19 protein-coding genes are annotated in these 24,672 nt (G+C 64.3%); 11 read left to right on the top strand and 8 right to left on the bottom strand.

Annotated features, from left to right (window positions below; all coding sequences use genetic code 11):
- Window positions 1-138 precede the first annotated feature (138 nt).
- The 3 genes from ON26_RS07720 (at window position 139) to ON26_RS33205 (ending at window position 8,772) form a co-directional block, all read left to right on the top strand.
- Window positions 139-3,027 (top strand): helicase-related protein, encoded by a 2,889-nt coding sequence (locus ON26_RS07720; RefSeq protein ID WP_040795289.1) that lies wholly within the window; start codon window positions 139-141, stop codon window positions 3,025-3,027.
- A 2-nt stretch (window positions 3,028-3,029) separates the two neighbouring features.
- Window positions 3,030-7,640 (top strand): Eco57I restriction-modification methylase domain-containing protein, encoded by a 4,611-nt coding sequence (locus ON26_RS07715; RefSeq protein WP_040795337.1) that lies wholly within the window; start codon window positions 3,030-3,032, stop codon window positions 7,638-7,640.
- Window positions 7,641-8,085: 445 nt separating this feature from the next.
- The gene (locus tag ON26_RS33205) at window positions 8,086-8,772 is read left to right on the top strand and encodes a hypothetical protein (protein WP_157171815.1); all 687 of its coding nucleotides are present in this window, start codon (window positions 8,086-8,088) and stop codon (window positions 8,770-8,772) included.
- A 139-nt stretch (window positions 8,773-8,911) separates the two neighbouring features.
- Here the strand turns inward: ON26_RS33205 and ON26_RS33200 are convergent, their stop codons facing one another.
- The 6 genes from ON26_RS33200 to ON26_RS07705 all read right to left on the bottom strand — a co-directional run bounded on the left by ON26_RS33200 (window position 8,912) and on the right by ON26_RS07705 (window position 12,682).
- Window positions 8,912-9,460: a hypothetical protein gene (locus tag ON26_RS33200; RefSeq protein ID WP_157171814.1), complete on the bottom strand. Its 549-nt coding sequence runs from the start codon at window positions 9,458-9,460 to the stop codon at window positions 8,912-8,914.
- Window positions 9,461-9,462: 2 nt separating this feature from the next.
- Window positions 9,463-10,671, bottom strand: coding sequence for a DUF6973 domain-containing protein (locus ON26_RS31520; RefSeq protein WP_157171813.1), 1,209 nt, complete (start codon window positions 10,669-10,671; stop codon window positions 9,463-9,465).
- 29 nt (window positions 10,672-10,700) lie between these two features.
- The gene (locus ON26_RS35065) at window positions 10,701-10,961 is read right to left on the bottom strand and encodes a hypothetical protein (RefSeq protein WP_373280928.1); all 261 of its coding nucleotides are present in this window, start codon (window positions 10,959-10,961) and stop codon (window positions 10,701-10,703) included.
- A 16-nt stretch (window positions 10,962-10,977) separates the two neighbouring features.
- A complete protein-coding gene (locus ON26_RS32145) occupies window positions 10,978-11,328 on the bottom strand; it encodes a YbaB/EbfC family nucleoid-associated protein (RefSeq protein ID WP_083883866.1) in 351 nt (116 codons plus the stop codon).
- A 171-nt stretch (window positions 11,329-11,499) separates the two neighbouring features.
- Window positions 11,500-11,706 carry a DUF397 domain-containing protein gene (locus ON26_RS32140; protein WP_083883864.1) on the bottom strand — a complete coding sequence of 69 codons (207 nt, stop codon included), beginning with the start codon at window positions 11,704-11,706 and terminating at the stop codon, window positions 11,500-11,502.
- Window positions 11,696-12,682 carry a helix-turn-helix domain-containing protein gene (locus ON26_RS07705; RefSeq protein ID WP_051026794.1) on the bottom strand — a complete coding sequence of 329 codons (987 nt, stop codon included), beginning with the start codon at window positions 12,680-12,682 and terminating at the stop codon, window positions 11,696-11,698. Before ON26_RS07705 ends, ON26_RS32140 begins: the two co-directional genes overlap by 11 nt.
- Window positions 12,683-12,873: 191 nt before the next feature.
- Here ON26_RS07705 and ON26_RS07700 point away from each other — a divergent pair, with 191 nt between their 5' ends.
- Together ON26_RS07700 and ON26_RS07695 are read left to right on the top strand one after the other, a co-directional pair.
- Window positions 12,874-13,071 carry a hypothetical protein gene (locus ON26_RS07700; protein WP_040795288.1) on the top strand — a complete coding sequence of 66 codons (198 nt, stop codon included), beginning with the start codon at window positions 12,874-12,876 and terminating at the stop codon, window positions 13,069-13,071.
- A 31-nt stretch (window positions 13,072-13,102) separates the two neighbouring features.
- Window positions 13,103-13,393 (top strand): hypothetical protein, encoded by a 291-nt coding sequence (locus ON26_RS07695; protein WP_040795287.1) that lies wholly within the window; start codon window positions 13,103-13,105, stop codon window positions 13,391-13,393.
- Here ON26_RS07695 and ON26_RS07690 read toward each other — a convergent pair.
- Window positions 13,386-13,790: a hypothetical protein gene (locus ON26_RS07690; protein ID WP_040795286.1), complete on the bottom strand. Its 405-nt coding sequence runs from the start codon at window positions 13,788-13,790 to the stop codon at window positions 13,386-13,388. The two genes, ON26_RS07695 and ON26_RS07690, sit on opposite strands and share 8 nt — an antisense overlap.
- A 21-nt stretch (window positions 13,791-13,811) precedes the next feature.
- Window positions 13,812-14,357, bottom strand: coding sequence for a DUF3558 domain-containing protein (locus ON26_RS07685; protein ID WP_040795285.1), 546 nt, complete (start codon window positions 14,355-14,357; stop codon window positions 13,812-13,814).
- A gap of 482 nt (window positions 14,358-14,839) precedes the next feature.
- On the opposite strand from ON26_RS07685, the gene ON26_RS07680 reads away from it, so the two are divergent.
- From ON26_RS07680 to ON26_RS31515, 6 genes are all read left to right on the top strand, one after another.
- The gene (locus tag ON26_RS07680) at window positions 14,840-15,649 is read left to right on the top strand and encodes a DUF8017 domain-containing protein (protein WP_157171812.1); all 810 of its coding nucleotides are present in this window, start codon (window positions 14,840-14,842) and stop codon (window positions 15,647-15,649) included.
- Between the two features lie 19 nt (window positions 15,650-15,668).
- Entirely contained in the window at window positions 15,669-16,904 is a 1,236-nt protein-coding gene (locus ON26_RS07675) for a hypothetical protein (protein ID WP_040795283.1), read from the top strand.
- Window positions 16,901-17,356 carry a hypothetical protein gene (locus ON26_RS07670; RefSeq protein WP_051026792.1) on the top strand — a complete coding sequence of 152 codons (456 nt, stop codon included), beginning with the start codon at window positions 16,901-16,903 and terminating at the stop codon, window positions 17,354-17,356. The genes ON26_RS07675 and ON26_RS07670 overlap by 4 nt, the downstream gene beginning before the upstream one ends.
- Window positions 17,353-17,883, top strand: a complete 531-nt coding sequence (locus tag ON26_RS07665) for a DUF3558 family protein (protein ID WP_040795281.1) — start codon at window positions 17,353-17,355, stop codon at window positions 17,881-17,883. The genes ON26_RS07670 and ON26_RS07665 overlap by 4 nt, the downstream gene beginning before the upstream one ends.
- A 385-nt stretch (window positions 17,884-18,268) precedes the next feature.
- Entirely contained in the window at window positions 18,269-23,761 is a 5,493-nt protein-coding gene (locus ON26_RS07660; RefSeq protein WP_040795280.1) for a WXG100-like domain-containing protein, read from the top strand.
- Complete coding sequence (locus tag ON26_RS31515; RefSeq protein ID WP_051026791.1) at window positions 23,751-24,641, top strand: hypothetical protein; 891 nt, start codon at window positions 23,751-23,753, stop codon at window positions 24,639-24,641. Before ON26_RS07660 ends, ON26_RS31515 begins: the two co-directional genes overlap by 11 nt.
- The last annotated feature ends 31 nt before the right edge of the window (window positions 24,642-24,672 follow it).

The following is a 24,672-nucleotide window of genomic DNA, read 5'->3' as shown; positions in this document are numbered from 1 at the left end:
ATTCACCGGCAGCCTCGCCTCCGACACGCCGCTGTGGCCGGTGAGTGGTCCGAACAGATGACGGAGCGAAACGCCGCACTGTTCCCGAGCGGTACTAAGTTGGTTCGATCCACCGCCCACACAGCAGGAGCCCCGTCGATGACCTCCGCGCCCCCGCGTGCCGACCTCAACGTCGCCCCCGGTTCGATCGTCGTCGTCCGCGACGAGGAATGGCTGGTCACCTCCGCCGAACAGGGCTCCGACGGCTGGCTGCTGCGGGTGCGCGGCTTGTCCGAGCTGGTCGCGGACACCACCGCCACCTTCTACTCCAGCCTCGACGAGATCGAAGTGCAGGACCCGTCGGCCGCCGAGATCGTCGCCGACGGCTCCTCCGGCTATCGCGACTCCCGCCTCTGGCTCGAAGCCCTGCTCCGCAAGACCCCCTTCCCCTACGGCGACCAGACCCTCACCGTCTCCACCCGCATGCTCGCCGACTCCCTCGGCTACCAGCGCGCCGCCGTCGCCAAAGCCCTCGATCCCCGGCTGATCCGCCCGCGCATCCTGCTCGCCGACGCGGTGGGCCTGGGCAAGACCCTCGAGATCGGCATGATCCTGTCGGAGCTGGTGCGCCGGGGCCGCGGCGAACGCATCCTCATCGTCACCCCCCGCCACGTGCTCGAGCAGATGCAGCACGAACTGTGGTGCCGCTTCGCCCTGCCGTTCGTCCGCCTGGACTCCGCGGGCATTCAGAAGGTGCGCCAGAAACTCCCCGCCACCCGCAACCCCTTCACCTACTACAAGCGCGCCATCATCTCCATCGACACCCTCAAGAGCCCCCGCTACAAGGCCCACCTCGAACGCCAGCACTGGGACGCCGTGGTGATCGACGAATCCCACAACCTCACCAATGTCGGCACCCAGAACAACGAACTCGCCCGCGTCCTGGCCCCCAACACCGAGGCCCTGATCCTGGCCTCCGCCACGCCCCACAACGGCCGCGAGGAATCCTTCGCCGAACTGCTGCGCCTGCTCGACCCCACGGCGGTCGCCCCGGACGGCTCGTTCGACAAGCAGGACGTGCAGGGCCTGCTGATCCGCCGCCACCGCCATCACGACGAGGTGGCCGCCGAGGTCGGCAGCGACTGGGCCGAACGCGCCGAGCCCGTCCATCGCCTGGTCCAGCCCTCGGCGACGGAAGACGCTGTGGCGCGCGAACTCTCGCAGGTGTGGCTGCATCCCGAGACCGGCTCCTCCCCGTATTCCGGCGAGACCAAGGCCCTGTTCCCGTGGACGCTGGCCAAGGCGTTCCTCTCCTCCCCCGCCGCGCTGCGCGAATCCGTCGACCAGCGCCGGGCGAAGCTCAGGGGCAGCTCGCAGACCCCCGAACAGCGCGTCGAACTCGAAGCGCTGAACACCCTCGCCGACCTCAACGACAAGGCCTTCACCGAGGCCGCGGGCAAGCAGGCCGCGCTGGTGGAGCGGTTGACCGAGATCGGCGTCGGCCCCGAGTCGGACCTGCGCGCCGTCGTCTTCGCCGAACGCATCGCCACCCTGAAGTGGCTCACCGAACAACTCCCGCCCGCCCTGGGCCTGAAGCAGGAGAACGTCGTCATGCTGCACGGCGGCCTCTCGGATGTGGAGCAGCAGGAGATCGTCGACAGCTTCAAATTGGAGACCTCCCCCATCCGCGTGCTGGTCACCGGCGACGTCGCCTCCGAAGGCGTGAACCTGCACGCCCAGTGCCACCACCTGATCCACTACGACATCCCGTGGTCACTGATCCGCATCGAACAGCGCAACGGCCGCATCGACCGCTACGGCCAGCGCAAGCCCCCCGTGATCTCCTCCCTGATCCTCGAACCCTCCGACCCCGACTTCTCCGGCGACCTGCGCGTCCTCTCGCGCCTGCTGGAGAAGGAGAACGAGGCCCACTCCGCCCTCGGCGACGTGGCCTCACTGATGGGCAAACACAGTGTGAGCGAGGAGGAATCGGCCATCCGCGACGTGCTGGCCCGCAAGACCACCCTGGACGAGGAGGTCCGCACCCTCGACGAGGTGCTCGCCGGCGACGACATCGACGCCTTCTTCGCCGAACTCGACGCCCTCGACGCCCTCGACGAGCAGACCCCCGACCTGCCCGAACTCCCTCGCCAGAGCCTCTACCCCGACGACCTCACCTTCCTCGACGAGGCCCTGGCCGCCGCCTTCGACGACGTCCCGCACGCCGACCCCGGCGCGGGCGGCGTCGGCTGGACCGTCCATCCCAACCACGGCATCGCCGAACTCGTCCCCCCGAAAGATCTCAAACAGCGCCTCGCCCAGCTCCCCCAGAACTACCTCCAGCACGGCGGCGTCCTCGAACGCCTCAAACTCGCCACCACCCCGCAGGTGGGCGACGCCCAGCTGCGCGCCGCCAAACAGGGCAAGGGCGTCGACAACACCACCTGGCCCGAAGCCCACTTCCTCGGCCCCCTGCACCCCGTGCTCGACTGGGCCGGCGACCGCGCCCTCAGCGCTCTGGGCCGCAACCAGGTCTTCGCCATTCGAGGCAGTCTGGACGCGCCGACCGTCCTGCTCATGGGCACCCTCATGAACCGCCGCGGCCAGCTCGTCTCCCGCGTCTTCGCCACCGTCGTCTTCCCGATGCCGGAGAACCCGTCGTTCTCCCTGGTCGAAACCCACCAGGATCTCGACTTCCTGCTCACCGACACCGGTTTGCAGCCCGGCACCGCCAACCCCGGCCCGCTCGCCGACGTCGCATCCCTGCGCCCGCTCATCCCCCGCGCCGTCGACCAGGCCGCCCACGCGATGAGCATCGTCCTCGACCAGCAGGAGCGCACCGCCACCGAACGCCTCACCCAGTGGCGCGCCCGCGCCGACCGCTGGTATGCCGCCGCCGACCAGCTCGACCTGCTCGGCAGCCAGAAAATTAAGGTGGACAAGCTCTCCCGCCGCATCGCCGAAGAACAGCGCCTCGCCGAATCCCTCGCCCCCACCCAGCAGCTGGTGCGCCCGCTGCTGGTGATCGTCCCCGAAAAGGATCAATGACCATGCCTTCTTTCGACTCCATCGTCGTCGGCGAGGACTGGATCAGCGAGCACTACTTCACCACCGATTCGGTGAAGGAGTCCTTCCACGGCAAGGTCATGGAACTGCGCAAATCCTGGGACGCCGAAGCCAAGGAAGGCCGACCGACCGTCCGCAGCCGCTTCCTCGCCGCCGCCCGCGACCTGCAGACCGCCCTGGCCGCCCTCGCCGAGGACCCCGAAGCCGCCCCCAAGGCCCACGCCCAGGTCCGCGAGGTCTTCGGTTTCGCGGGCGAGCTGTCCGCCTTCACCGCCGAACGCGCAGGCTCGGAGGTGTCCATCCCCGACGCCCAGCTCCCCGACACCGCGAATGTGCTGTTCCTGCAAGCGAACCCGGTGTCCGCGCTGGAAGACCTGCTGGCCCCCGAGACCGGCCTGCTCCTCACCCCCGCCACCGAGGACGGCAAGCCGGTCGAGTCGGTGTCCAAGGCCGTCTCCGCCGCCTTCCGCTCCGACACCCCGCCCGCCTTCGTGGTGGTGCAGGCGGGCCAGTGGCATCTGCTCGCCGAGGCCGAACGCTGGGCCGAGGGCCGCTACCTGGCCGTCGACCTGCTCGTCGTCGCCGAACGCAAACACGAGGCCCGCGGCGGCGAAGTCGACCGCACCTGCGCCATCTTCGGCCACCAGGCCCTGCGCCCCGACGCCGACGGCAACCTCTGGTGGACCGGCGTGCTGGAGGACTCGGTCAAACACACCGTCGGCGTCTCCAAGGACCTGCGCGAAGGCATCCGCCTGTCCATCGAGATCATCGCCAACGAAGTGGTGCGCCGCCGCCTCGACAAAGGCAACACCATGGACGGCATCGACGGCAACGACCTCGCCAAACAGTCCCTGCGCTTCCTCTACCGCATCCTGTTCCTCCTCTACGCCGAAGCCTCCCCCGAAATGCAGGTGCTGCCCACCGGCGCCGCCGAATACGAAGAGGGCTACGGCCTCGACCGCCTGCGCGAACTCACCCTCACCGAACTCGTCTCCCACCGCGCCCGCACCGGCACCCACCTGTATGAGTCGCTGAAGAAACTGTTCGACCTCGTCGACCAGGGCCACACCCCCGCCACCCGCGAGAACATCACCGACGACCCCGCCCCCGGCCTCGAGTTCAACCCCCTGCGCGCCGACCTGTTCTCCCCCAAGGCGACTGCCCTCATCGACGACGTCGGCCTCGGCAACGAAGCCACCCAGCAGGTCCTCGAACACCTGCTGCTCAGTAAGGAGAGCAAAGGCCGCAAAGGCGCCGACCGCGGCTTCATCAGCTACGCCGAACTCGGCATCAACCAGCTCGGCGCCGTCTACGAGGGCCTGATGTCCTACACCGGCTTCTTCGCCGAAGAAGACCTCTACGAGGTCGCCAAGGACGGCAACCCGGAAAAGGGCTCCTGGGTGGTCCCCGTCGACCGCGCCGACCACCTCGCCGAAACCGACTTCGTGCGCAAGGAAGACCCCGATACCCACGAAATGCGCCCCGTCGTCCACCGCAAGGGCACCTTCGTCTTCCGCCTCGCCGGCCGCGAACGCCAGCAATCCGCCTCGTACTACACCCCCGAAGTCCTCACCAAGTTCGTCGTCTCCCAAGCCCTCGAGGAACTGCTCGACCAGAACGACCACCGCACCACCCCCGAGGAAATCCTCCAGCTCACCATCTGCGAACCCGCCCTCGGCTCCGGCGCCTTCGCCATCGAAGCCGTCCGCCAGCTCGCCGGGGAGTATTTGAAGCGCAAACAGGAAGACCTCGGCGAACTCATCGAAGCCGACCAGTACCCCGTGGAACTGCAGAAGGTGAAGGCGCACATCGCCCTTCACCAGGTCTACGGCGTCGACCTGAACGCCACCGCAGTCGAACTCGCCGAGATCTCGCTGTGGCTGGACACCATGGTCGCCGGGTTGCAAGCGCCGTGGTTCGGCCTGCACCTGCGGCGTGGCAACTCACTCATCGGGGCGCGGCGGGCGGTGTATCAGCCGGGGCAGCTGGCGAAGAAGGCGTGGTTGAAGACCGTGCCGAAGGATGTGCCGCTCGGGGAGGAGGTCGGGGCGGGGATTCATCACTTCCTGCTGCCTGCCGAGGGGTGGGGGGCGGTGGTCGATACCGCCGAGGCGAAGACGTATGCGCCGGAGAAGCGGGAAGAGCTGCGGCTGTGGCGGAACGAGATTCGGAAGTCGCCGTCGAAGGACATCGTGAAGCGGCTTGCTGGGCTGGCGCAGCGGGTGGAGACGTTGTGGGAGTTGACTCTTCGGCGGTTGACGATTGCGGAGTCGGCTATTCGGCGGGATCTGCATTTGTGGGGTGGGGAGGCTGTCGAGGCTGGGCCTGCTGTTACGCGAGAGCAGATCGAGGCGGTGCTGTACGACGAAAATGGGGCGTATCGACGTCTTCGACGGGCGATGGATGCTTGGTGTGCGCTGTGGTCCTGGTCGGTGACCATCGATGTACCTGCGCCGGACTGGGATCTCTGGGTGGGCGGGTTGGAGGCACTGCTCGGCACCCCGCCCAAGGCCGGCAAGTACGAGAAGCATGGGCAGATCAGCATTGCTGGTGACCTGAACTGGTACGACCTCGATGTCGCCGAGCACACCGACCGCATGTTCGCCCAAGCGCTGCCGATCGACAAGGCATTTACTGCATTCCCTTGGCTGAGGATCGCCGCCGAGATCGCGAAAGACCAGGGTTTCCATCACTGGGAACTCGACTTCGCCCCGGTGTTCGAGCGCGGTGGCTTCGATCTCCAGGTCGGTAATCCGCCGTGGGTACGGCCGGACTGGGACGAAGCAGCGGTGCTCGCTGACTTCGACCCGTGGTGGCAGTTGGCGAACAAGCCATCGGAATCAGTCAAGAGGGACAAACTCGTTTCGACACTGGTTCTACTGGACGCGCGCACGGTGTTCCTGAACGAACGGTCGAAGCAGGCGGGACTCAGTGCACATCTGGGATCAGGGATCGACCGGTCTGTGCTGGCCGGGCTGCAGCCTGATCTGTACCGGTGCTTCATGGAGCGGACCTGGCGTTCGGCAGCCCGGGATGGGATCGTGTCGTTGATCCATCCAGAAAGTCACTTCACCGAGGCGCGGGCGAAAACTCTGCGTCGGGAGACCTACCACAGACTGCGCAGGCACTGGGGATTCAAGAACAACGCGTACGTCTTCCGGGAAATCAGTCACAAAGTGGTGTTCGGTGTACACGTGTCCGGCCGCCTACGCGACAAGATCAATTTTCTCCACGCTGGCTCCATCTTCCAACCCGCTGTTGTGGAACGCTCGCTTGTGCACGACGGAAGCGGTGATTCGCCCGGAATTCGCTATAACGATGACTGGGACACCCGTCCACATCGCGAACGAATTATCAAGGTGGACGAATCCGCACTCGGTCGCTGGGCAGATCTCCTGGATGCTCCGGGTACCCCTGCCGCCGAGGCCCGCATGTTGTACCCGGTAAACCGTGCCAGCGCCGAAGTGCTGGAGAAGATCGCCGCGGCGCCCCGGATCCCAGCGACAGGCTTCCATTGGACTGCCGGCTGGCACGAATCGGCGGATCGCAAACTCGGCTACTTCGAAGTCCGATCTGCGGCCCCCATCCGCTGGGCCGATGCAATTCTACAAGGGCCGCATTTCACCGTTGCCACCCCGATCTACCAGCAGGGCAACCCCACGATGCGCAGCAATGCAGACTACTCACAAGTCGAGCTAGAAACTTTGCCCGGAGATTTCATTCCCCAAACGAACTACCAGGTGGCGCGTCCCTCGGCCGAGTATCTGGCGGCGTACCCGCGATGGGATGGGGAGCCGAGCTCAAGCTTCTACCGATTGGCCTGGCGGGAGATGTGCGACACCGCGACTGTGCGCACACTCCAATCCGCACTGTTACCGCCAGGTCCCACCCACGTCCACGCGGTACACAGCCTAATGACTGGCGGCGACAACAGACGACTCGTCGTACTTGCCGGCGTTAGCCACTCCCTCATCGCTGACTTCATGATCAAGGTCATCGGCAACGCGCACATCAAAGCCTCTACATGGCTTCAGTTTCCTTGCCCGACCGGGCACCCACTCGAGGATCGCCTGATCCTCAGAACGCTACGGCTGAACTGCCTGGTCAACCCCTTTGCTGACCTGTGGAACTCGCTGTATCAAGAGTCCTGGCAGTACGACTCGTGGACGCCGGAGCTAGGCAAGAATGCTACTACCTCTCTCGGCGATATCGCCCCGACCTGGAACGTCCGCACTCCCCTCCGCAGGGCTGCCGACCGCCGGAAGGCTCTGATAGAGATCGACGCTATCGTCGCCGTCATGCTCGGCATCACCGCCGAAGAACTCCTCACCATCTACCGCACCCAATTCCCTGTTCTCCAACGCTACGAACACGAAGCCCGCTACGACGTCAACGGCCACCAACTCCCAACCAAGATCGCCTCCGAACTCCGGAAGGACCCCAGACTCGGCCGCACCGACATCACCGTCGACGGCATCACTTACGCTGCCCCCTTTTCCGCCGTAGACCGCGAGCGCGACACGCTACTTGCTTTCCACAACGTTTGCCGTGACCGCAGCAGCAGCTCGCTGCCCCCGACGCAGATGTCACCGTAGTGTCACCCGAGACACCTGCCCACCCAGGCAATAAATCGCATTGATCGTATAGCCCGCAGGTAAGAGAACTACCGGACGACACCCTATGTCCGTTCGGGATTGAAATGCACTAAGATTGCGAGTCTAGAAAAGCATGGTAACAATACCGATTTCGCCGTCATTCGAGGTGGACTATCGCGCATACAGATTCCCAGCATCAGTAGGAAAATACGGTCAGTTGAGTTTTCGAACAGACGAACTCGCACACGCGCTTTTCACTACCGGCCGAGCCCCAGGCGATCAACACCGCTATGGCAGATCTTCGACATGGGAATGGCTGCACCGCACGTCAATCATCCCCGCATATATTCGGCGCCGCCCCCGCGGCGCCCTAGTTCGTTCCACTCTGACGAACAATCTCGATCGATCAGAACTCGTCAGTCTGTCCTATGCCCTCGGAATGGCGATGACAACGATCTTCTGCAACCAAGTGTTGGATGTAAGTCACCTACTCCATATCGATCGATACGCTGCGACGTTCGGGGTCGCGTTCGCGAACGGCCGTAAGCGCGCCGACCTGATCGGCCAGGCTCCCAAAGGATGGGTGGTAGCTGAGGCCAAAGGACGCTCACGCGCCATGGAGCCTAAGCTTCGAGGAAAGCTCATCGAACAGAAACGCACCGTACTGTCGATCGAAGGCGCGCCGCCATGGCTTGCATTGGGATGCGTAGCATCCTTCCCCAACGGCGATCTGGTAGTCGATGCGTTTGACCCCGAAACACCAGACGAGAACGCGATCCGACTCGATGATCTCACGCGAGACCGCTACCTGTACGCCTACTATCTACCCTTCATTGAAGCGCTCGGAGCCGGCACCTATGCAACTGGCAGGGAGGCCGGCACCATCCATGCTCTTGACATGCCGTTCGAGATGAGTACTTTTGGCGATTTCGGCGTACAGCTGGGACTCTTGAGCGGAATTGCCGAACTTACAAGAGAGACCCCAGCAAACGATCCAGTTGGCTTCGGCGAGCGCGTTTTGGAAATACTGGATACCGCTCGCGAACGCGAAGTAGTTATGTTTCCAGACGGATCCATCTTCCAAACAAGCTGGACAAATGCCATACAGGCGCAAGACTGGTTAGTCGAGTAGCGAGCTACAACAACGCAGAGCAACTGCCACACCACACACATGGAACGTCGCCGAATTCGTTGCCCATCCCGATTACGTTCACCAAAGCGGCTGCGGTATATCGCCGCGTCCTGACACAATACTACCTACTCGGAAGCGCCTACTCCGCAGTCAATATAAGATACGGATCCACTCCCGGGCCATTGACTGGGGTCATCATAGTATCCGGGTAGACTGCCATAGTCTTGGAAGACCTGAAATTCAGTTCATGATCATTCGGATAGAACCACGAAACAGCCTGAAGGGGCTCACCTGACTTGAGGAACAGGTAATAGGCCCTAAGCGGGACATCATCGATATAGGAGCGAGGTAAATTTTCCCAGCAAACCTGCGTCGTGCCAGCGTTGGCATTCAGGTCGGCGATAGTGGTTCCAGGAAAGATGACCACCATCCGGTCCCAATCCCCCCTCAATCCTCCACCAGTGACGACTGCTTTCATCGCCACAGGCTCCGAGCCCAGTGCGTGCGTTCTCGCGGAGGTCAGCAGTCCCGATCCGTCACCAAGAGGCTTTCGGGGCGACTTGAAATCGAACGATACGGGACATTCCGGCTTCGCTTTCGGTCGATCACCACCGCATCCCGATGCCAACATCGAGACTGCAAGCACGATGGCTATTTGCAGCCCGACGATCTTCGGCAGTACGCGCATTCTTACTTGCTTCCGGGCAGCGGGATACCGACACCAGCTGGCGATCCGGTCCGCCCAGGATCTGTCGATGTGCTCCATGAAATCTTTTTGTCCTGATCAGACGTAAATGGTTTACCGGACTCGTCCGCCCCGGTGATCACGATCGCACGGCCGTTCTCACCTTCGATCTCTTGACGAACCAACTCCTGCAGTTGCTCAGGAGTGGCGTTTGGATTGGCTGCGCCGATCTTCCTGCCGAGCTCATTGTTCCATAAGTCCATCGCCTCACGCTGAGCATTATTGCCACCCGATTTTTCATGCGCTGTGGCGTAGGTCTCCGTCCATTCTTCACCGAATTTCTGGGACATCAAGGCATTCCAGTACATGTGACGGAACGCGTCGCCGTGACCGTCCGACTTGGTCTCAGGGGAATACGCAAGCGATGCAGCATTCGCCAATTCCGGCATCTGCAGCGCCTGCCCTACCGCATTGATTCCCTGAGTTCGATATAACTGCTCCATGGCGGCAATCTCCTCCGCCGTGAACAGAGAGGGATCAATTTCTACACCATTCTCCTTCAGAAGATCGGCGATCAGACCGACCGGCCAGAGCCGAGGAGGCTCAGTCGATGAACTTGTCTGATACTCCTTGAGAATCCTGGCCAGCTCGGGATCATCTGACACCGGCGTCATCGCCTCTTTCACCCTGTCGGACAGGCCCTCAATATTCCGAATGTAGATCTCTGCACCCTCTTGGTCAACACGCTGGATCCATGTCAGGGCAGCGGAAATCAGGTTGTCGTACCGCCGTGTCCAGAATTCTTTGGCTGCGACCGCAGCACTACCGAAGAGCCCGTAATCATTGTATGTCTCCCAATTCGACTTTCGCGATATGACATGCCCATCTTCGGTGACATAAAGATCCCAGATGGAGTCCTCTGCCTGCTTCTTCTGTTCACGAATCGTCGAGATATTGGATTCCAGTTCGCCTGCGTAGAACTTCAGGCTGTTACCTAGCGCTTCGAGCACCGCAGCAGTTGCCAAAGCGTCGGACTTGTCGTCCGCACCACGCTTCCGTGAAGCGTCGCCAGCGACGCTTTCGAAGTACGATTCGGACTGCTCAACTTTACCGCCAGCGCCCCCCGCTTCGGTCTCTAATGTATTTGCCGCCGCAAGCATGATGTCGATACATTGACCGAAGTATCGGAGGTCCCATCCGAGTACCGTCGACACAGTCAGAGACTCAGGCACAATTCTCCCCGCTATCTGAATCCATTGGCCCAGGTATCGTCAGCCTGTTCGTACGTGGTCGCGGAAGTATCAATCGCGTCACTATGCTCGTTCATGCGGCGGACATGGTACTGGATCACTGAATCCAGCGCCTTCAACGACTCTTCTACTTTGACTGCGAAATTTGAATCAGTCATATTTTTCCGCGCCAGGTCTCGACTTACCTTCGCGACCGGCTGAATCACAGAGGTTGAACTCGCGTGATTGCGGAGACCCCGCGCAAGCTCCCGCATTTTTGCCGGGTCGACGTTAAAATTCGGTGGCATTTGTTCCCCCGATCCCGTCGAATGCTTGCGCTGCAGAATCCAGCGCACCGGCCAGGGCTTCCTTATGCCTATTCATAATGAGCGCTGCCAGCCGTTGCGGACCATGCTGTTCCATTGCCCAATCTGCAATCCACAGATCCGTGATGCGGCCACCTACATCAGTTTCGATTATCACGCTGCCATCCTGGGATCGCGCCGATCCTCGGATGGCTGCGAGCTTTTCGTTGATCCTCTGGATATCTTGCGACGGATGATGATCTGGCACTGTATTTTCCCCCGTTGAAGCAATCCACAGCCCGAATGTCGGCGTCGACCCGACGATACCATTGAGCATATGAGGACAGCAGCGCGGCAACCGGTTTCCGTGCTGGAGCCGCGGGTTCTTCGAGCCACCTCCGTCTTGGTTCGCATCGCGATTGCCGCAGGCGTCCGTTCAGGCGCTGTATCCAGCGATGAGGCGCGCCATACGTGGGTCTGATTCGGTAAGCGCCGCACAGATCAGCCATCAGGGACGATCGAACTCTCCATCCCGTGCCGCCACCAGGAACGCATCCCACTCCGAGGGCGTGAACACCAGCACCCCACCGCCAGGATCCTTTGAGTCCCGGACCCCTACGTGCCCACCGTCCAAGTGCGCAACTTCGACGCAGTCTTTGCCAGCGGAACTACGAGTGCTCTTGAACCAGCGCGCTCCGGATAGATCAACGGACACAGTCGAACTCCTTCGCCACCTGCCGCAGCAGCCGCTTGCTATTCGGAACGTCCAACGCTACCCGCCGCATGACCTCCATTCCAGCTCGATACCTCTGTACAGCGGCTTCGCGTTCGAGGTAGATGTCGCCCGCGTAGCTCTCGACGTAGACGACCGGCGGCTCCAACACCCGCCCGTCCCCGTCGCTCGCGAAGTCCAGGATCGTGAACGGGCCAGTGGAGGTTCCCAGCGGGAACCCCGCGCCGAACGGAAGGACCTGCACCCGGACGTTCGGCGGCAGGTCCGCCAAGTGCCGCAGTTGCGCCGCCATGACTCTGGGATCGCCGACAACTCGTCGGATCACCGCTTCGTCCAGTACGAGTACCGCTGTCATCGGCGCCACGTCGCGGGTGATCAGCCTTTGCCGATTGCGCCGGATTCGCACTCGGCGCTCGATCTCCTCAGCGGTGTCCATCGGAAAGTAGGTCCGATCCAGTGCCCGCGCGTACTCCGGGATCTGGAAGAGCCCTGGCAGCAGATCGGGTCGATAGCCGGTAAGACGAGAAGCCGCTGTCTCCATCTGCAGGTAGGCGTTGAACGTCGGATGCACCTGGTCGGAGAACTCGTCCAGCCACGCGGGTGTCTTGCCCTGCGCAGCAAGCGATTTCAACACTGGCAACATATCCACCCGCTGATACAGCTTGCACAGCCGCCGCAGGTCCTCATCCCGCACGACCACGTTCGGCGCACCGGTCTCCAACCGATGCAACGTTCCCGCCCCGCGCCCGATCGCCCGCGCCGCTACCTCGATCGACAGTCCCGCCTCCTGCCGCATCCCCCGCAGACAGCGGCCGAGGCTGCGGTGTGGAACGCCCCCTGTCCCGCGAATGTCGCCCTTGAGCTGCCGATCGTCGGCGCTCGAAACCCTCTCCCCCATACCGTTTGCTCCCTTCTGTGGAATGTCCGCACGCGCTGACTGGAAGATCCTGAAATACATTGTGGAAGACCATATTTCGACCGTATGGAATCCATTGTGCAGGGTCGCTGGAAGGTGTCCAGGGCGTTTGCCGGTTTCTGTCGCGAGTTCTCGCGGGAATGTTCACACCGCCCGCGTCCGGTGCTCCACTGAGCGGGTGATCGGCGCGGCGAGACTCCCCGTTCGCCGCCACTCGACCAGCGGGAGGACACATGACCAACGCACTACCGCACCGGGTTCCGTTCCCCCGGCCACGCGCCCCGTACAAGGCCGTGCCGCTGCCCGTGCTCGAGCGCTACGCCCGCGCGCTGCGGCGGTGGGCCGACACACCCGAACGTCCCGGGGGCGGGGTGCCGACACCTCCCCCGCCTCCGGTGACCCTCACCGAAGCCCTGTCATGGGCCGAATGACCCGGCACCGGCCCACCCGAGCGAGGAGATCGTGAACGACGTGCGCCAGTACTACGTCAAAGTGCACTGCTGCGGGCCGCAGTGGCTCATCCACGTGCCGGCCGTGGACCGGTGGACGGTGACCGGTGACAAGGCCGCGATCCGGGCCACCGCGCGGCAGATGATCGCGGCGATGACCGGGGGCGGTGGGAGCTCGTTCGAGCTGGACCTCGTTGCGGGGCGGGCTATTCGCGATGTCGAGGAGTTCGCGGTGGGGTGTGCGGTGTTGACGCGGTGGCGGCCGAGCGAAGAACAGCCTGGTCGACGACAGGCGCTCAATTGATCTGGTCGCCCTGGTTCGTCACAGTCTGGCCGGTCTCCTGGTCGACTGCCTCGAGTTTGCCGATCGCGGCCTTGTACGCATCGCGCATCGTGGTGACGATCTCGATGTGCTGGTCGATGCGGGCGAGGGCGTTGTCATTGGGATCATGCGTCCCACCACCCACGGCCTTCTGCTCGAACTTCGTTTTCAGATCGATTGCGGAGGGTAAACCGCCGTACCCGGCGAGCAACCGGATATTCTCGACATTACCTCTCATGCGCTCCAGCTCCAGCAAAAAAGCATCACAGTGGCCGACCAAGGCCTCGCCGACTGCGGTCTCCAATTTGAACTGGCCGTTGATGCCCTGCTCTTTGAAGGTCTGCCAGGTCTTCAGCTGTGCTTCTGTGTTGTCAGTCATGTTGTCCCCCAGCAATTTCAGCTAATTCGGTAGGTGAGGCTCGAGGTCGGTGGCGTGCTTGACCGCCTGGTCGCATCCGTCTTCCGCCGTCCGACTCCCGTACCAACCGACACCGATCACAAACATGCCCTGCTCTGCGGGCAGATTGACGTAACAGATCCTGCCGGTCTCGAGGTCGTTCTTATTCACGACTCCGTGTCGGTCGCCGATGGTGATTTCACGTAGGGTTACCACCGTTGGGTTGGCGCGGGCTTCCTCGATGGTGCGACTGGTCGACAGCACGTCCATCCGATAGGTGTGCGTCGAGGGTTCCCAGCCACAGATCCGCCAGGACGAGATCTTGTCCGGGTTGACGATGTTCTGCTCGGTCGACGGGTCGAGACCGGTCTCGATGAGCCACTCGTCAGGGATATCGGTACAAGGATCGAGCAGGTTGTCCATCTCCGGCGTCGCCGCGGTTGGCGTCCCCGCCTCGGACCCACCGAGACCGATGTCCGAGCACCCGGTGACCAGCCCGAGAACGGCTACCCCCGCGATCACAGTGCGTGCGGCATTGATGGCGCGCATGTCCCTCCCTGTTTCCGACAGCCCGTCCACGATATAGGACGCTACGCAGAGGCCGGGGTCCCCAGTCGACGGCCTCGGAGTCCCGGCTTCGGGAAGACCGCGGTGTGCTCGAAGACGACGTACACACGACGAGAGATCTGGCGGCAGTCCCGTTCGAGGTATCAGCGATCGTGCCCTCGAAAGCGGCTTGCCCCTGCGAGCAGGCGAGGGCGACCTGATAGTTGTTGTTCGCGACGTCGATTCCGGGGATGCTGTGGGCTTCGTCGAGTTTCACGATGCCCACCTCGAGGTTGCCGTCGACGAGGTTCGAGCACTGGGCGATGATTTTCAGCCGGCTTGACATGCCGCGACCGACCGACCAAACTCTTCGACCGACCGGGCCATGGATGAAAAACGGGGGATTCGATGAATTTTCTTCGCTGCCCAGCCGGAGTTGCGGTCGGAGATCTAGATGAGCCCTTCGGTCGTGCGGTAACTCTGTGATGCCGATCGACCGCGTTATTTCGCTCCTCCGCCGATCGAATCTTCTTGCGCAACTCGCCAAAATCGGGGTTCTCCTCGTGGGTGTGGGCATTTTAATGTATGGGGTGGCGTGGTTCGACGGTGGACGCACTGTCGACAAATCCTCCTCCGACGCGACCGCGGCCTGGACGATGCCTTCTCTCCCCCGAGCGAAACCCCAGGCACCGTTGCCGCAGGGGTTTCCGACGATGGAGTTTCCGCCACCGATGCCCGTGGTGTCGGCCGATACTGATCAACCGGTCCCCACCAGGTACGGCATCACTTATTCCGTCCCCAACACGCCGGAATGGCGGGCGTCCAACTCCGCCGTGGCCGGCTGGAACGACGACGAGGGATTGATCCTGGGTATCGGCGCGGTCAGCGACTACAACTACGGCTATTGCGCCGAAGAAGATTCCGAATCGCTTGCGATGGTCGGGGTGACGGGTAGAAACGGCACAACCCCCGAGGATGCCGCAGCCGAGATCGCATCCACCGCCGAGAAGATGTTCGGAAACGGCCCGGGAGAACTCCCCCGAGTCGATCGGTCCGGTCCGCACCACATGAGTATCAGTGGCATGGCGGCCGTGCGCTACAAGGCTGAAGTTCGCGATATTCCGGGCACACCGGCATGTGTGCCCGATACGGCGCGACTCGACGTCCTTGCAGTCGAATCGTCCATATCCGCGGAAGTGACGGTCCTGGTCGTCGAATACCGAACCGGGCATCCGGATTCGCTGACCGACGAAGCCGTCGAAGAAATCATTCAGTCTCTGAGGCAATCTTCATAGAAACTCGAGGACACACGCCATGACCGACCTGTTCAAGGCAGATCCCAGCTGGATCGCAGGCATGGGAGTCGCGACGGAAAACATCGGAAGCAATACCGGCGACATCGCGAGCTTTGTCGATCAGCATTGCCCGGTGGCACCGGAGGGATTCGGTGGCGCCATCCTGGATCCACTCACCACTCCGTTCCGGATCGCGGCCGATCGGACCCGTGACAGATTTCGCAACATCTCCGATGTCACGAAGAACACCGGCGACGAACTCAACCGCGCCGCGTGGCTCTACCACGAGCAGGACCGACAGTCCTACGAAGCGTTGAATCGTGCGACGACCGATCTGGTCACCGGACAGCCGGTCGATGTCGACCCCAACCGTGAGAACCTCGGCCTGGTCGCCGACTACCCCGCCCCGGTAGCGCTGAATGTTGCCGCACCGAACCTGGATCCGCCTTCCGCGGCACCTCCGGAAATTGCCGATCTGATCGCCGAGGCCAGCGGCGCGGTGGGCGACGTGAACGAAGCGATCAAGAACGTCACCCGTATGGCGGGTAACGAGGTCAACGTACTCGAGAAAGCGCTCACCCCCATCACCGCGAACTGGAACGAGCTGCGCCGGATCGGGGAGTGCTACAAGGTGGCGGGTAACGCCATGGAGCAGAGCGGGAACGATCTCGAAGCCGCCCTCGGACAGCTCGGCCCCCACTGGGACGGCAAGGCCGCGATCTCATTCGAGGACTGGGCACGCCGCCAGAGCGAGGCGTTGAAGTGGGAAGGTCCCGTCGGGCGCATCATCTCGGACATCCTCACCGAGGTTGCCAACGAGATCAGGAACGGTGTGCGGCGTGTGTGCGAGCTGCTACGTGATTTCGTGGCTTCTTTCGTCGACTTCCGTAGCACGAAGGCAGTCTTCAAGCAGTTGGTGAAGAAGATCCCAGGCATCGGCACCGCCGTCGAGATCTTCAACCTGGCGAAGACGATCTGGGAGGTCGTCGACCTCGCTACCGGAATAGTCGAAAAGATCACGGATCTCAGGAATCGGGTGATGGAGTTCCTGGAATTCATCGCCGACCCGTTCGTCACCGCGCAGGGGTGGGTCGAGGAGAAGCTCGAACCCTTCACGAGCCGGGTGGAGGATGCCGCCGCCAAGGCGGCGCAGGCGAACGATGTGAGAAAGATAGCCGATGTGAACGACACGCGGGAGCGGCCCAAAGAAGCCTTCGAAGTCGGCAGCGGCGCTCAACCATGGGAGAATGGGTGACCACGCGAAAGTCCATTTCCGATCCATACCTGGACCCGCATGTCGAGGCGATGGCTCGCCGAGTCCTCTCCGCTGTGGCGGATCTGGAGACCGTCGGTCTGCGGGTCGAGCGTACGAACCTTGACGAGCTACAGGCCGAACCCAGCCTGGTGACCGACGAGTTGATGCGGCGCCTTGCCGCCATGCCGATCGCTTCCATGGAGCTGAAAGCGTTCGCAGCGCGCGTAGATCGAGGCGAATGCACATGGTCGGAGATCGAAACCAGCGCGCGCCCGGTTCCACCAGAAGTGGCGGAATTGAAGACATCTCCCCGCTACACGTGGGTATGGACGACTCCGACTGCACCGCCGGCGCAGTCGGAGTATCGGATACAGCAGTCCGGGGTGGTCGGGCCGAGCGATTGGCCCGACGATTACGAGGACTACCCTACGCAGAGGTCGTGGTTGGTATGAACAAGATTCGGACACTCGTCGCGGCTGCTGCCCTGGCGTCGACCGTCGCGGCCTGCGGCACCGATTCCAGCGAGCCGGTGATAGATCCTGCCATCGTGCGGGCGGACCCCTGCGCCGTTCCGGACACGGAGCTGACAAGTGCGGGCTTGACTTCGCCGCCCTATCAGTCCGGGACCGTCGGCGTCGAGTTCAGCGACTGGAAGGGCTGCATCTGGCGGGTAGCAGGCGGCGCGGTGGATTTCGCCGTATATGTCGGTGCGGAGTCGACCGATGCGATGCTCACGCAGGATCGGTACCGGGACTACTCCGCCACGGGGTCGACGACCGTTGCCGGCAGCGAGGCCACCACCATCGCCGACGCCCTGGATCCCGACACGGCCGAACGCTGCTACGCGGCTGTCGATCTGGAGTCGCAAGTCGTGCTCATGTGGACGCGGATCGTGCCGGGTGGGCCGGGGTCCGACGCCGCGCCTTGCGACGAGTTGCAGCGCATCGCGGAACCACTGCTGCCCTTGTTCACGGGCTGACCGCTCGCCCGATCCCATCCGCATCGGGTGCGGCACCTGCCGAAGCGACATTCGCTGTGGGAGCGGCTCCGGACCCGGACGGCGCCCCCCACTCGCAGCCGTGCGGATCTGACGCTGCTGCCACGGGTCAGCCGCTGACCATGCAGGGCAACCGATTCGTTCAGCGCTGAGGCATCACCTGACCGAGAGCCGCAGACCTATAGCTCTGCATCCACATTTGCGATCTATGGCACACGGGGAACCCTCCTGCCTTCCGCCTGCGTCCAACCTCTCGTCAGTTTCTTCTTCAGTGGCGGGATGCAGAGTGGCCGAGCGGCTTTGGACAGTGGCGTCAGCACACAGCGTGCCGTGCGAGACCTCGCTCGGGACGTAGGGGCCGCCGCGCATGGGCATCGAGATCCCCGAATCGCTGCAATGGGTCGCGAAATACATCCTCGGCGCCGGTGACTGGCCCGAAGGCGACGAAACCGCCATGCGCCGCCTCGCCGACGGCTGGACCGCCATGGCCAACGCCCTCGACACCGTCGACGACGCCGCCGCAACCGCCCTCAACGCCGCCCTCACCGCCCTCTCGGCCGGCGAAACCCACGACGCCATCACCGTCTACCGCGACAAACTGCTCTCCGGCGACCAAGCCGCCTTCACCGCCATCCGCAAATGGTGCGAGAAACAAGCCGAAATCCTCGAAGACGGCGCCAACGACATCGAACACACCAAACTCGTCATCATCGGCACCATGATCGTCGCCGCCGTCGAAATCGGCGCCGCGATCGCCACCTCCTGGACCGGAGTCGGCGCCGCCGCCGGAGTCGCCGCACGGGTGGCCGCCCAAGTCGCCGTCCGCGTCGCCATCCGACAACTCATCACCCGCATGCTCACCCGCGGCGCCGCCAAAGCCCTCGCCCGGATGGCATTGAAAGGCGCCTTCTTCGAAGCCCTCGAAGAAGGCGGCATCGACGCCGCCGCCCGCGTCATCCAAGTCGCCAAAGGCGACCGCTCGATGGACGACTTCGGCTGGTACGACCTCGGACTGGCCACCTCCGGCGGCGCGGTCGGCGGCCTCGTCGGCGGCGGGCTCGGCGGACCACTCAACGAACTCGGCGACCTCGCGACCAAACCGGTGTCGAAGTTCGTCACCAACGCCGTCACCGGCACCGGCACCGAACTCGCCGCCGACCTCTCCGCCCAGGTCGCAGCCACCGGACTGAACTCGATGGTCACCGGCGAAGAATTCAAACTCGACATCGGCACCGACACCTTCACCAGCGCCGGATTCGGCGGCATACAGAACGCCGCCGAATCCGGCAGCCACAACAGCAACAACGGCCCGGCACCCGACGTCCCCGACCTCGGCAACCTCCCCAACGGAACCGACACCCCCACCAATCCCGCGGGTACGAGCGGAGACCCGGGAAGCTCGAACCCCGACAGCCCCGATTCCCCCGGACAGGACACACCGAGTTCCCCCGGCGACACCGGAGATCCCGGCTCCACCACACCGGCATCGAACACACCCTCCTCCGAGGCACCGTCGAACGACACCGGCACGCCATCGGCGCCCGGCGACAGCCGAACCCAACCGGCGGGCGCACCGAGCCCGAACTCCAGCTCCGACACGAACGCCCCCGGCGACAACGCCACGGACTCCGCAACACCGGGCGAGCGCACCCCGAGTTCACAGAACCCCGGCTCGAGCACGCCGGATTCCGGCGCACCCAGCGATTCCGGTCCTGGTCAGCCCAGCTCTCCCGCTTCGAACAGCTCGCCCGGCGAGCCGTCCGCGCCGAGCAGTCCCGACGACAGCTCCCCCAGCACGCCCACGGCCCCGGCCGGCACTCCGTCCGCGCCCGCCGACAGCTCCTCTGCTCCGAGCACTCCCGGCGACGCCGGCCCGAGCACGCCCTCGACACCGTCCGCACCGGCAGGTCCTTCCGCCACCGAAGCGCCTACCAACGCTGACACTTCGGCGCCACAGAGCAATCCGACGAACACCGACGCCCCCGGTTCGCCGGGTAGCCCGGCCTCGCCGAGTCAGCCGACAGGCACCGAAACACCGGCAGCGCACAACAGTCCGGCCCCCGCGAGTCCTAGCGACTCGTCTCCGTCCAGCCCGAGCGGCACCACCCCGTCTTCACCGACCAACACCACTCCGTCTTCACCGGCCGACACCACCCCGTCTTCACCGGCCGACACCACCCCGTCTTCACCGGCCGACACCACCCCGTCTTCACCGGCCGACACCACCCCGTCTTCACCGGCCGACACCACCCCGTCTTCACCGGCCGACACCGGCCCGTCGACGCCGAGCAACCCCGGCACCCCGGCGTCACCCGCGAGCGCGCCCGCCGACGACCAGTCCGGACAGCCGACGCCGACCACACCGTCGACCCCGAACCCGTCCTCCCTGGACCTGCCGCCGGTCGACACACCACCGGCCACCTCCGCGGACTCCGGCCCCGCGGACGCGACCCCCGCCGGATCCAACCCCACCGCATCGGATCCCGCGCAGCCGACGCCAGCGGATTCCACTGCTACAGAGCCGAATCCGACGACTCCGAGCAACCCCGGAACCACCACAGCCACCCCGGCGAACGACCAGTCCTCGACCACCTCGCCCGGCACGACCTCGACCCCCACCTCTCCCGGCACCACGTCGACCCCCGCCTCGCCCGGCACAACGTCCCCCGGCACGACACCACCGGCCAGCACCGGCACGCCATCGACCCCGGCGGGCCCCCCGACCGTCCAGCAGCCCGCCGACCGGCAGCCTCAGTCCACCGACACCACGACGGCGGCTGCGACGCCCGGGTCCACCCTCGCATCCCCACCGGCCGCAGCGACACCCGCGGCCACCTCCGCAACCCCGGTAACCCCGGCGCCGCCCGCCGGCCCGGTCTCCGGCGTGGTCCCGCCCACCGCCGCGCCGACAGCCGCCGCGCCCTCCGCGCCGACGGCCGCCTCGCCCTCCACTCCGAATACCGCACAACCGTCGCCACCTCCGCGCACGCCGGCACCGCAAGCACCGCAAGGACCGCCCGCGCAGCCGATCCCGAGGCTCGCCGATTCGACCACGCCGACGACACCCCCTCCGCCCATCAGCAGTCGCCCCGACGTGCCGACCGGCAACACCTCCCCGACGCCGGCGACACCCACCAACCCGACGGCCAATCCGTCTGTGCCGATCGACATCCCGACACCGCAGAACGGGACGCCGAACCCCACCACCCCCGCGACCCAGCCGAACACTCCGCCGTCCCAGCGCCCGGCCACACACCCGACCACGGGTTCTCCTCTCACCCCGCTGGACATCGACAACGCCAACCGCGCCCGGCACGCCCGCGAATCCCTGCGCCCCATCGCCCCGGCCCAGACCCTGCGGGTGACACCGCCCACCGGACGCCCCTACCTCACCGCCAACTACCCCCACGCCCTCGTCCAACCGGTCCAGGTCGTCCGGGTCACCACCGCCGTCACGCCTTCACCGAACACGCCACCGGCCACGGTTCGCACGGTCACCGAGAGCACCCAGCTCGCCACCGACCTCACCTTCAACCAAGGCAACCAATTCCCCACCGGCGACTGGCTCATGGTCGACATCGTCCCCACCACCGACCCCACCACCGCCGACCTCACCATCGACGCAGCCACGAACCCCACCCTCACCGATATCGCCAACACCATCCGCACCCACCTCGGCCTCCCACCCCGAGCCAACCCCGCCCTCACCCCCACCGACGTCGTCCGCATCGGCAGCGACATCGACCGAGCCAACCTCGCCCGCGACACCCACCCCACCTGGGCCGACCAACACACCCCGAGCACCCCGGACACCGACGTCGACCCCACACCCACCGTCGACACCGACACACCCATCGACCTCGACGCCATCCACAACCAACACGCCGAACACACCCCCGCAGGCATCTCCCACCACCGCGGCGACCCCACCATGGGCGACCTCCCCCACCGAGTCCCCCCAGACCCCAACCACTTCACCGCCGACACCCACATCACCCCCGACGGCATGGCCCGCATCGGCAACCACACCCTCACCCCCCAGCAATACGCCGAACTACTACGCCGTTCCGGCTGGGACGGCGTCACCCCCATCCGCCTCATCGGCTGCGACGCCTCCACCAACGGCTTCGCCCAACAACTCGCCCAAGAACTCGGCGTCGACGTCCTCGCCCCCACCCACGCCGCCTGGACCGACACCAACGGGAACATCTTCAGCTCCACGCCCGTCACCAACCCCGACGGCACCCGCAACCCCCGCATCCCACCCGACGGACAATGGCAAACCCACCACCCCAACGGAACAACCACACCCACCGGACCCGACGCCAACCCACCGGGTACCCGAACGTCCGGCAACATCGACAGCGAAAGTTCCGTGGACCGAGCTCGACCGGTCCCGCCACGCTCGGATTCCGCGGAGCGGAACCCCTCACCGCAACAGAGTGCCGACTGGAATCCGCCCGCGAACCCTGACGGCAGTCCGCTTCCTGTCGTCCCACGAACCATTCCGGTGGGCCATCGCGTCATGGATCTCAGCGGAACACCACAGCTGGAACCGAATTCGGCGATGGTGTTCACCGACTCGAGCGGTCGCCTCATCGGCACCTTCTACACCGACGACCAGCGCAGGATCACGCACGCCGACCTCGTCGCAGTCAACAGCGGACATGGTCGTTCCGCCAGTTCGATCGGGACTGCCGCCCCCGACATCGCCCGACCGGAACCGGGCGTGACCTATCGGGTCATCGGTCCTTGGCTCGCCGCGCCAGGTCACCCTCAGGTCACCGCGGAACACACCTACGCCGGACACCAGGCCGCACCTCAACAGCCCGCACAGGCGGACACGCAAGCCGATCAGCCCGCCACGCAGCAACCGGAACGTGTGCCCACGCAGCGTTTCCACGAGTTCCAAGGCGGGCCCGTCGCGCCGGCGGTCGACTGGAACCCGCCTGGGGACAGCGACGGCATGTACCACAATGCCCCGCCGATCAGAGACTACGATCCTTCCCCCGGCGCCGACGGTCCGTTCTCACTGACCGGGCCCAGGGAGCCGCACACCCGGTACGACGTCTACGACACAGAAGGACACTGGCACGGAACTTTCTACACGGACGCGGACGGTCATTTCTCACACATTCAGACCTGGTCCGGCAACCAGAGACACGGCTTCAATCCCGAACTGGGCACCGGAGAAACGTGGGACGCCGGTCTACGAGTACCGGCGCCGAACACCACATTCGCTGTGGGCCCCCGGCATCTCTCGGCCCTCGGGCTCGACCCACAACAACCGCGTCAGATGTTCCGTACCGATGAGCATGGCGACACCATCGCCGCATCGGGACTTCCGAGCTACTCGCCACCCGGCACACGGGCCGAGGACCATTTCGGCCCACGCCGCGGTCTGGGCGGCTCCACGGACCTCCAGACCGACGTGGGCAATATCGCCGGTGGTGGCCGGGACCGGCACGGCACTTATATCCCCGGCGAATACGATCCGAGCGGACATCCGAACAATCCGGAACTCTACCGTTTCGCCGGCGGCCACCTGATCCCTTTCGAAGCCGGCGGGCCGGGCGAGCGCATCAATCATGTTCCGCAATGGGCATACGAGAACAGCGGATGGCGACTGGACGAACGCCCGACCAGCGACTCCTGGCGTCGCATGGAAAGCGATCAAGCAGCCATCGGCAGGGCTGCCGGGACCGGAATCGACCGCATCGACGTCTTCGCCGAACGGCTGACTCCCGACATCGTCACCCCGGATCTCCTGCACGTAAGGTACGTCGTGACCAGACCATCCGCTCAGAACGGCACAGACGAGAAAGTCATCGATGTGAGGAGCTTCCGCAATGTCCCATGAGGCCCACAGCGTGCGCGCCGACGATCTCACCCGGGAGGTGTGCCGGATATTGGCGGAGACGGCTCCGGACGGGTGGGAAAGACTCGACCTCCTCTTTCTGACCGTGGGCGATACCGTCGAACAATGGTTCAACGGAGCCTGGCCGGGTGGGGACATCCGAGCGATCGAGAGCATTCCCACCGCGCTCGGTGAGACTTTGAAGGAAATGCGCAGAATCATGTACCGGCCGGGCGCGGGCACGTGGTTCCAACTCCGGCTCTATCTCGACGCGGACATGACGCACACGGCAGTTTACGATTACGACAACGACCCGCGATTCGAGGTCGGCATCGATCCCGCCGAATGGGTCCGCGATCTGCAAGAATTCCCCCGGGAAGAACGCCATGTTCCGTTATGGCTTCGGCAACTACTCGGAATTCAGACGGCCGGCGACAGGGCTGATCAGATGTTCAACGCACCCGCAGGTCCGGAAGCCCAGGGACAGATCCTGGAATTGATCGCAACCAGAATACTGGCCGTCGGCCCACCGTGCTGGCAGGAATTACGCTTGCGCTACAGCAAAATCGGCGACAACGATTACGGCGGCTGTCGCGGCTTCCTTTTCTATCATGGTGCGACATTGCCGTACACATGGAACGCACCCGACGAAATATCCCAATTGTTCGCGTACCTCAAACACGCGATGTCGCACCCCGATCGAGGGACCTGGCTGTCCGTCGATTACACACTGACCTTCCCTTCTCACTACTCGGTCGGTTACGTCCGCGGAACAGAGCCACTCGAGCCACCGGCAGCCGCGGCAGACCTCCGCCGAGAGTTCGAGTTGTATCCGCGCACACCGGAATACACGCCGGAGTGGATGACGGATCTGCTGCGGTAACCGACGCGCCGGACGCCAACGCTCTCTCCAC

Origin of the sequence: Nocardia higoensis NBRC 100133, assembly GCF_000308595.1 — a bacterium.
Classification (GTDB): domain Bacteria; phylum Actinomycetota; class Actinomycetes; order Mycobacteriales; family Mycobacteriaceae; genus Nocardia; species Nocardia higoensis.
Note: the sequence above shows the minus strand (reverse complement) of the source record. Positions and strands in the feature narration are given on the sequence as shown.

Bases quoted from the DNA above. Each gene is read 5' to 3' on its own strand.
- ON26_RS31515 (WP_051026791.1), top strand. From the start codon at position 23,751: ATGTCCCATGAGGCCCACAGCGTGCGCGCCGACGATCTCACCCGGGAG.
- ON26_RS07715 (WP_040795337.1), top strand. From the start codon at position 3,030: ATGCCTTCTTTCGACTCCATCGTCGTCGGCGAGGACTGGATCAGCGAG.
- ON26_RS33205 (WP_157171815.1), top strand. From the start codon at position 8,086: ATGACAACGATCTTCTGCAACCAAGTGTTGGATGTAAGTCACCTACTC.
- ON26_RS07675 (WP_040795283.1), top strand. From the start codon at position 15,669: ATGACCGACCTGTTCAAGGCAGATCCCAGCTGGATCGCAGGCATGGGA.
- ON26_RS07665 (WP_040795281.1), top strand. From the start codon at position 17,353: ATGAACAAGATTCGGACACTCGTCGCGGCTGCTGCCCTGGCGTCGACC.
- ON26_RS07685 (WP_040795285.1), bottom strand. From the start codon at position 14,357: ATGCGCGCCATCAATGCCGCACGCACTGTGATCGCGGGGGTAGCCGTT.
- ON26_RS07660 (WP_040795280.1), top strand. From the start codon at position 18,269: ATGGGCATCGAGATCCCCGAATCGCTGCAATGGGTCGCGAAATACATC.
- ON26_RS33200 (WP_157171814.1), bottom strand. From the start codon at position 9,460: ATGCGCGTACTGCCGAAGATCGTCGGGCTGCAAATAGCCATCGTGCTT.
- ON26_RS32145 (WP_083883866.1), bottom strand. From the start codon at position 11,328: ATGCTCAATGGTATCGTCGGGTCGACGCCGACATTCGGGCTGTGGATT.
- ON26_RS35065 (WP_373280928.1), bottom strand. From the start codon at position 10,961: ATGCGGGAGCTTGCGCGGGGTCTCCGCAATCACGCGAGTTCAACCTCT.
- ON26_RS07720 (WP_040795289.1), top strand. From the start codon at position 139: ATGACCTCCGCGCCCCCGCGTGCCGACCTCAACGTCGCCCCCGGTTCG.
- ON26_RS07680 (WP_157171812.1), top strand. From the start codon at position 14,840: ATGCCGATCGACCGCGTTATTTCGCTCCTCCGCCGATCGAATCTTCTT.
- ON26_RS07700 (WP_040795288.1), top strand. From the start codon at position 12,874: ATGACCAACGCACTACCGCACCGGGTTCCGTTCCCCCGGCCACGCGCC.
- ON26_RS07705 (WP_051026794.1), bottom strand. From the start codon at position 12,682: ATGTATTTCAGGATCTTCCAGTCAGCGCGTGCGGACATTCCACAGAAG.
- ON26_RS07690 (WP_040795286.1), bottom strand. From the start codon at position 13,790: ATGACTGACAACACAGAAGCACAGCTGAAGACCTGGCAGACCTTCAAA.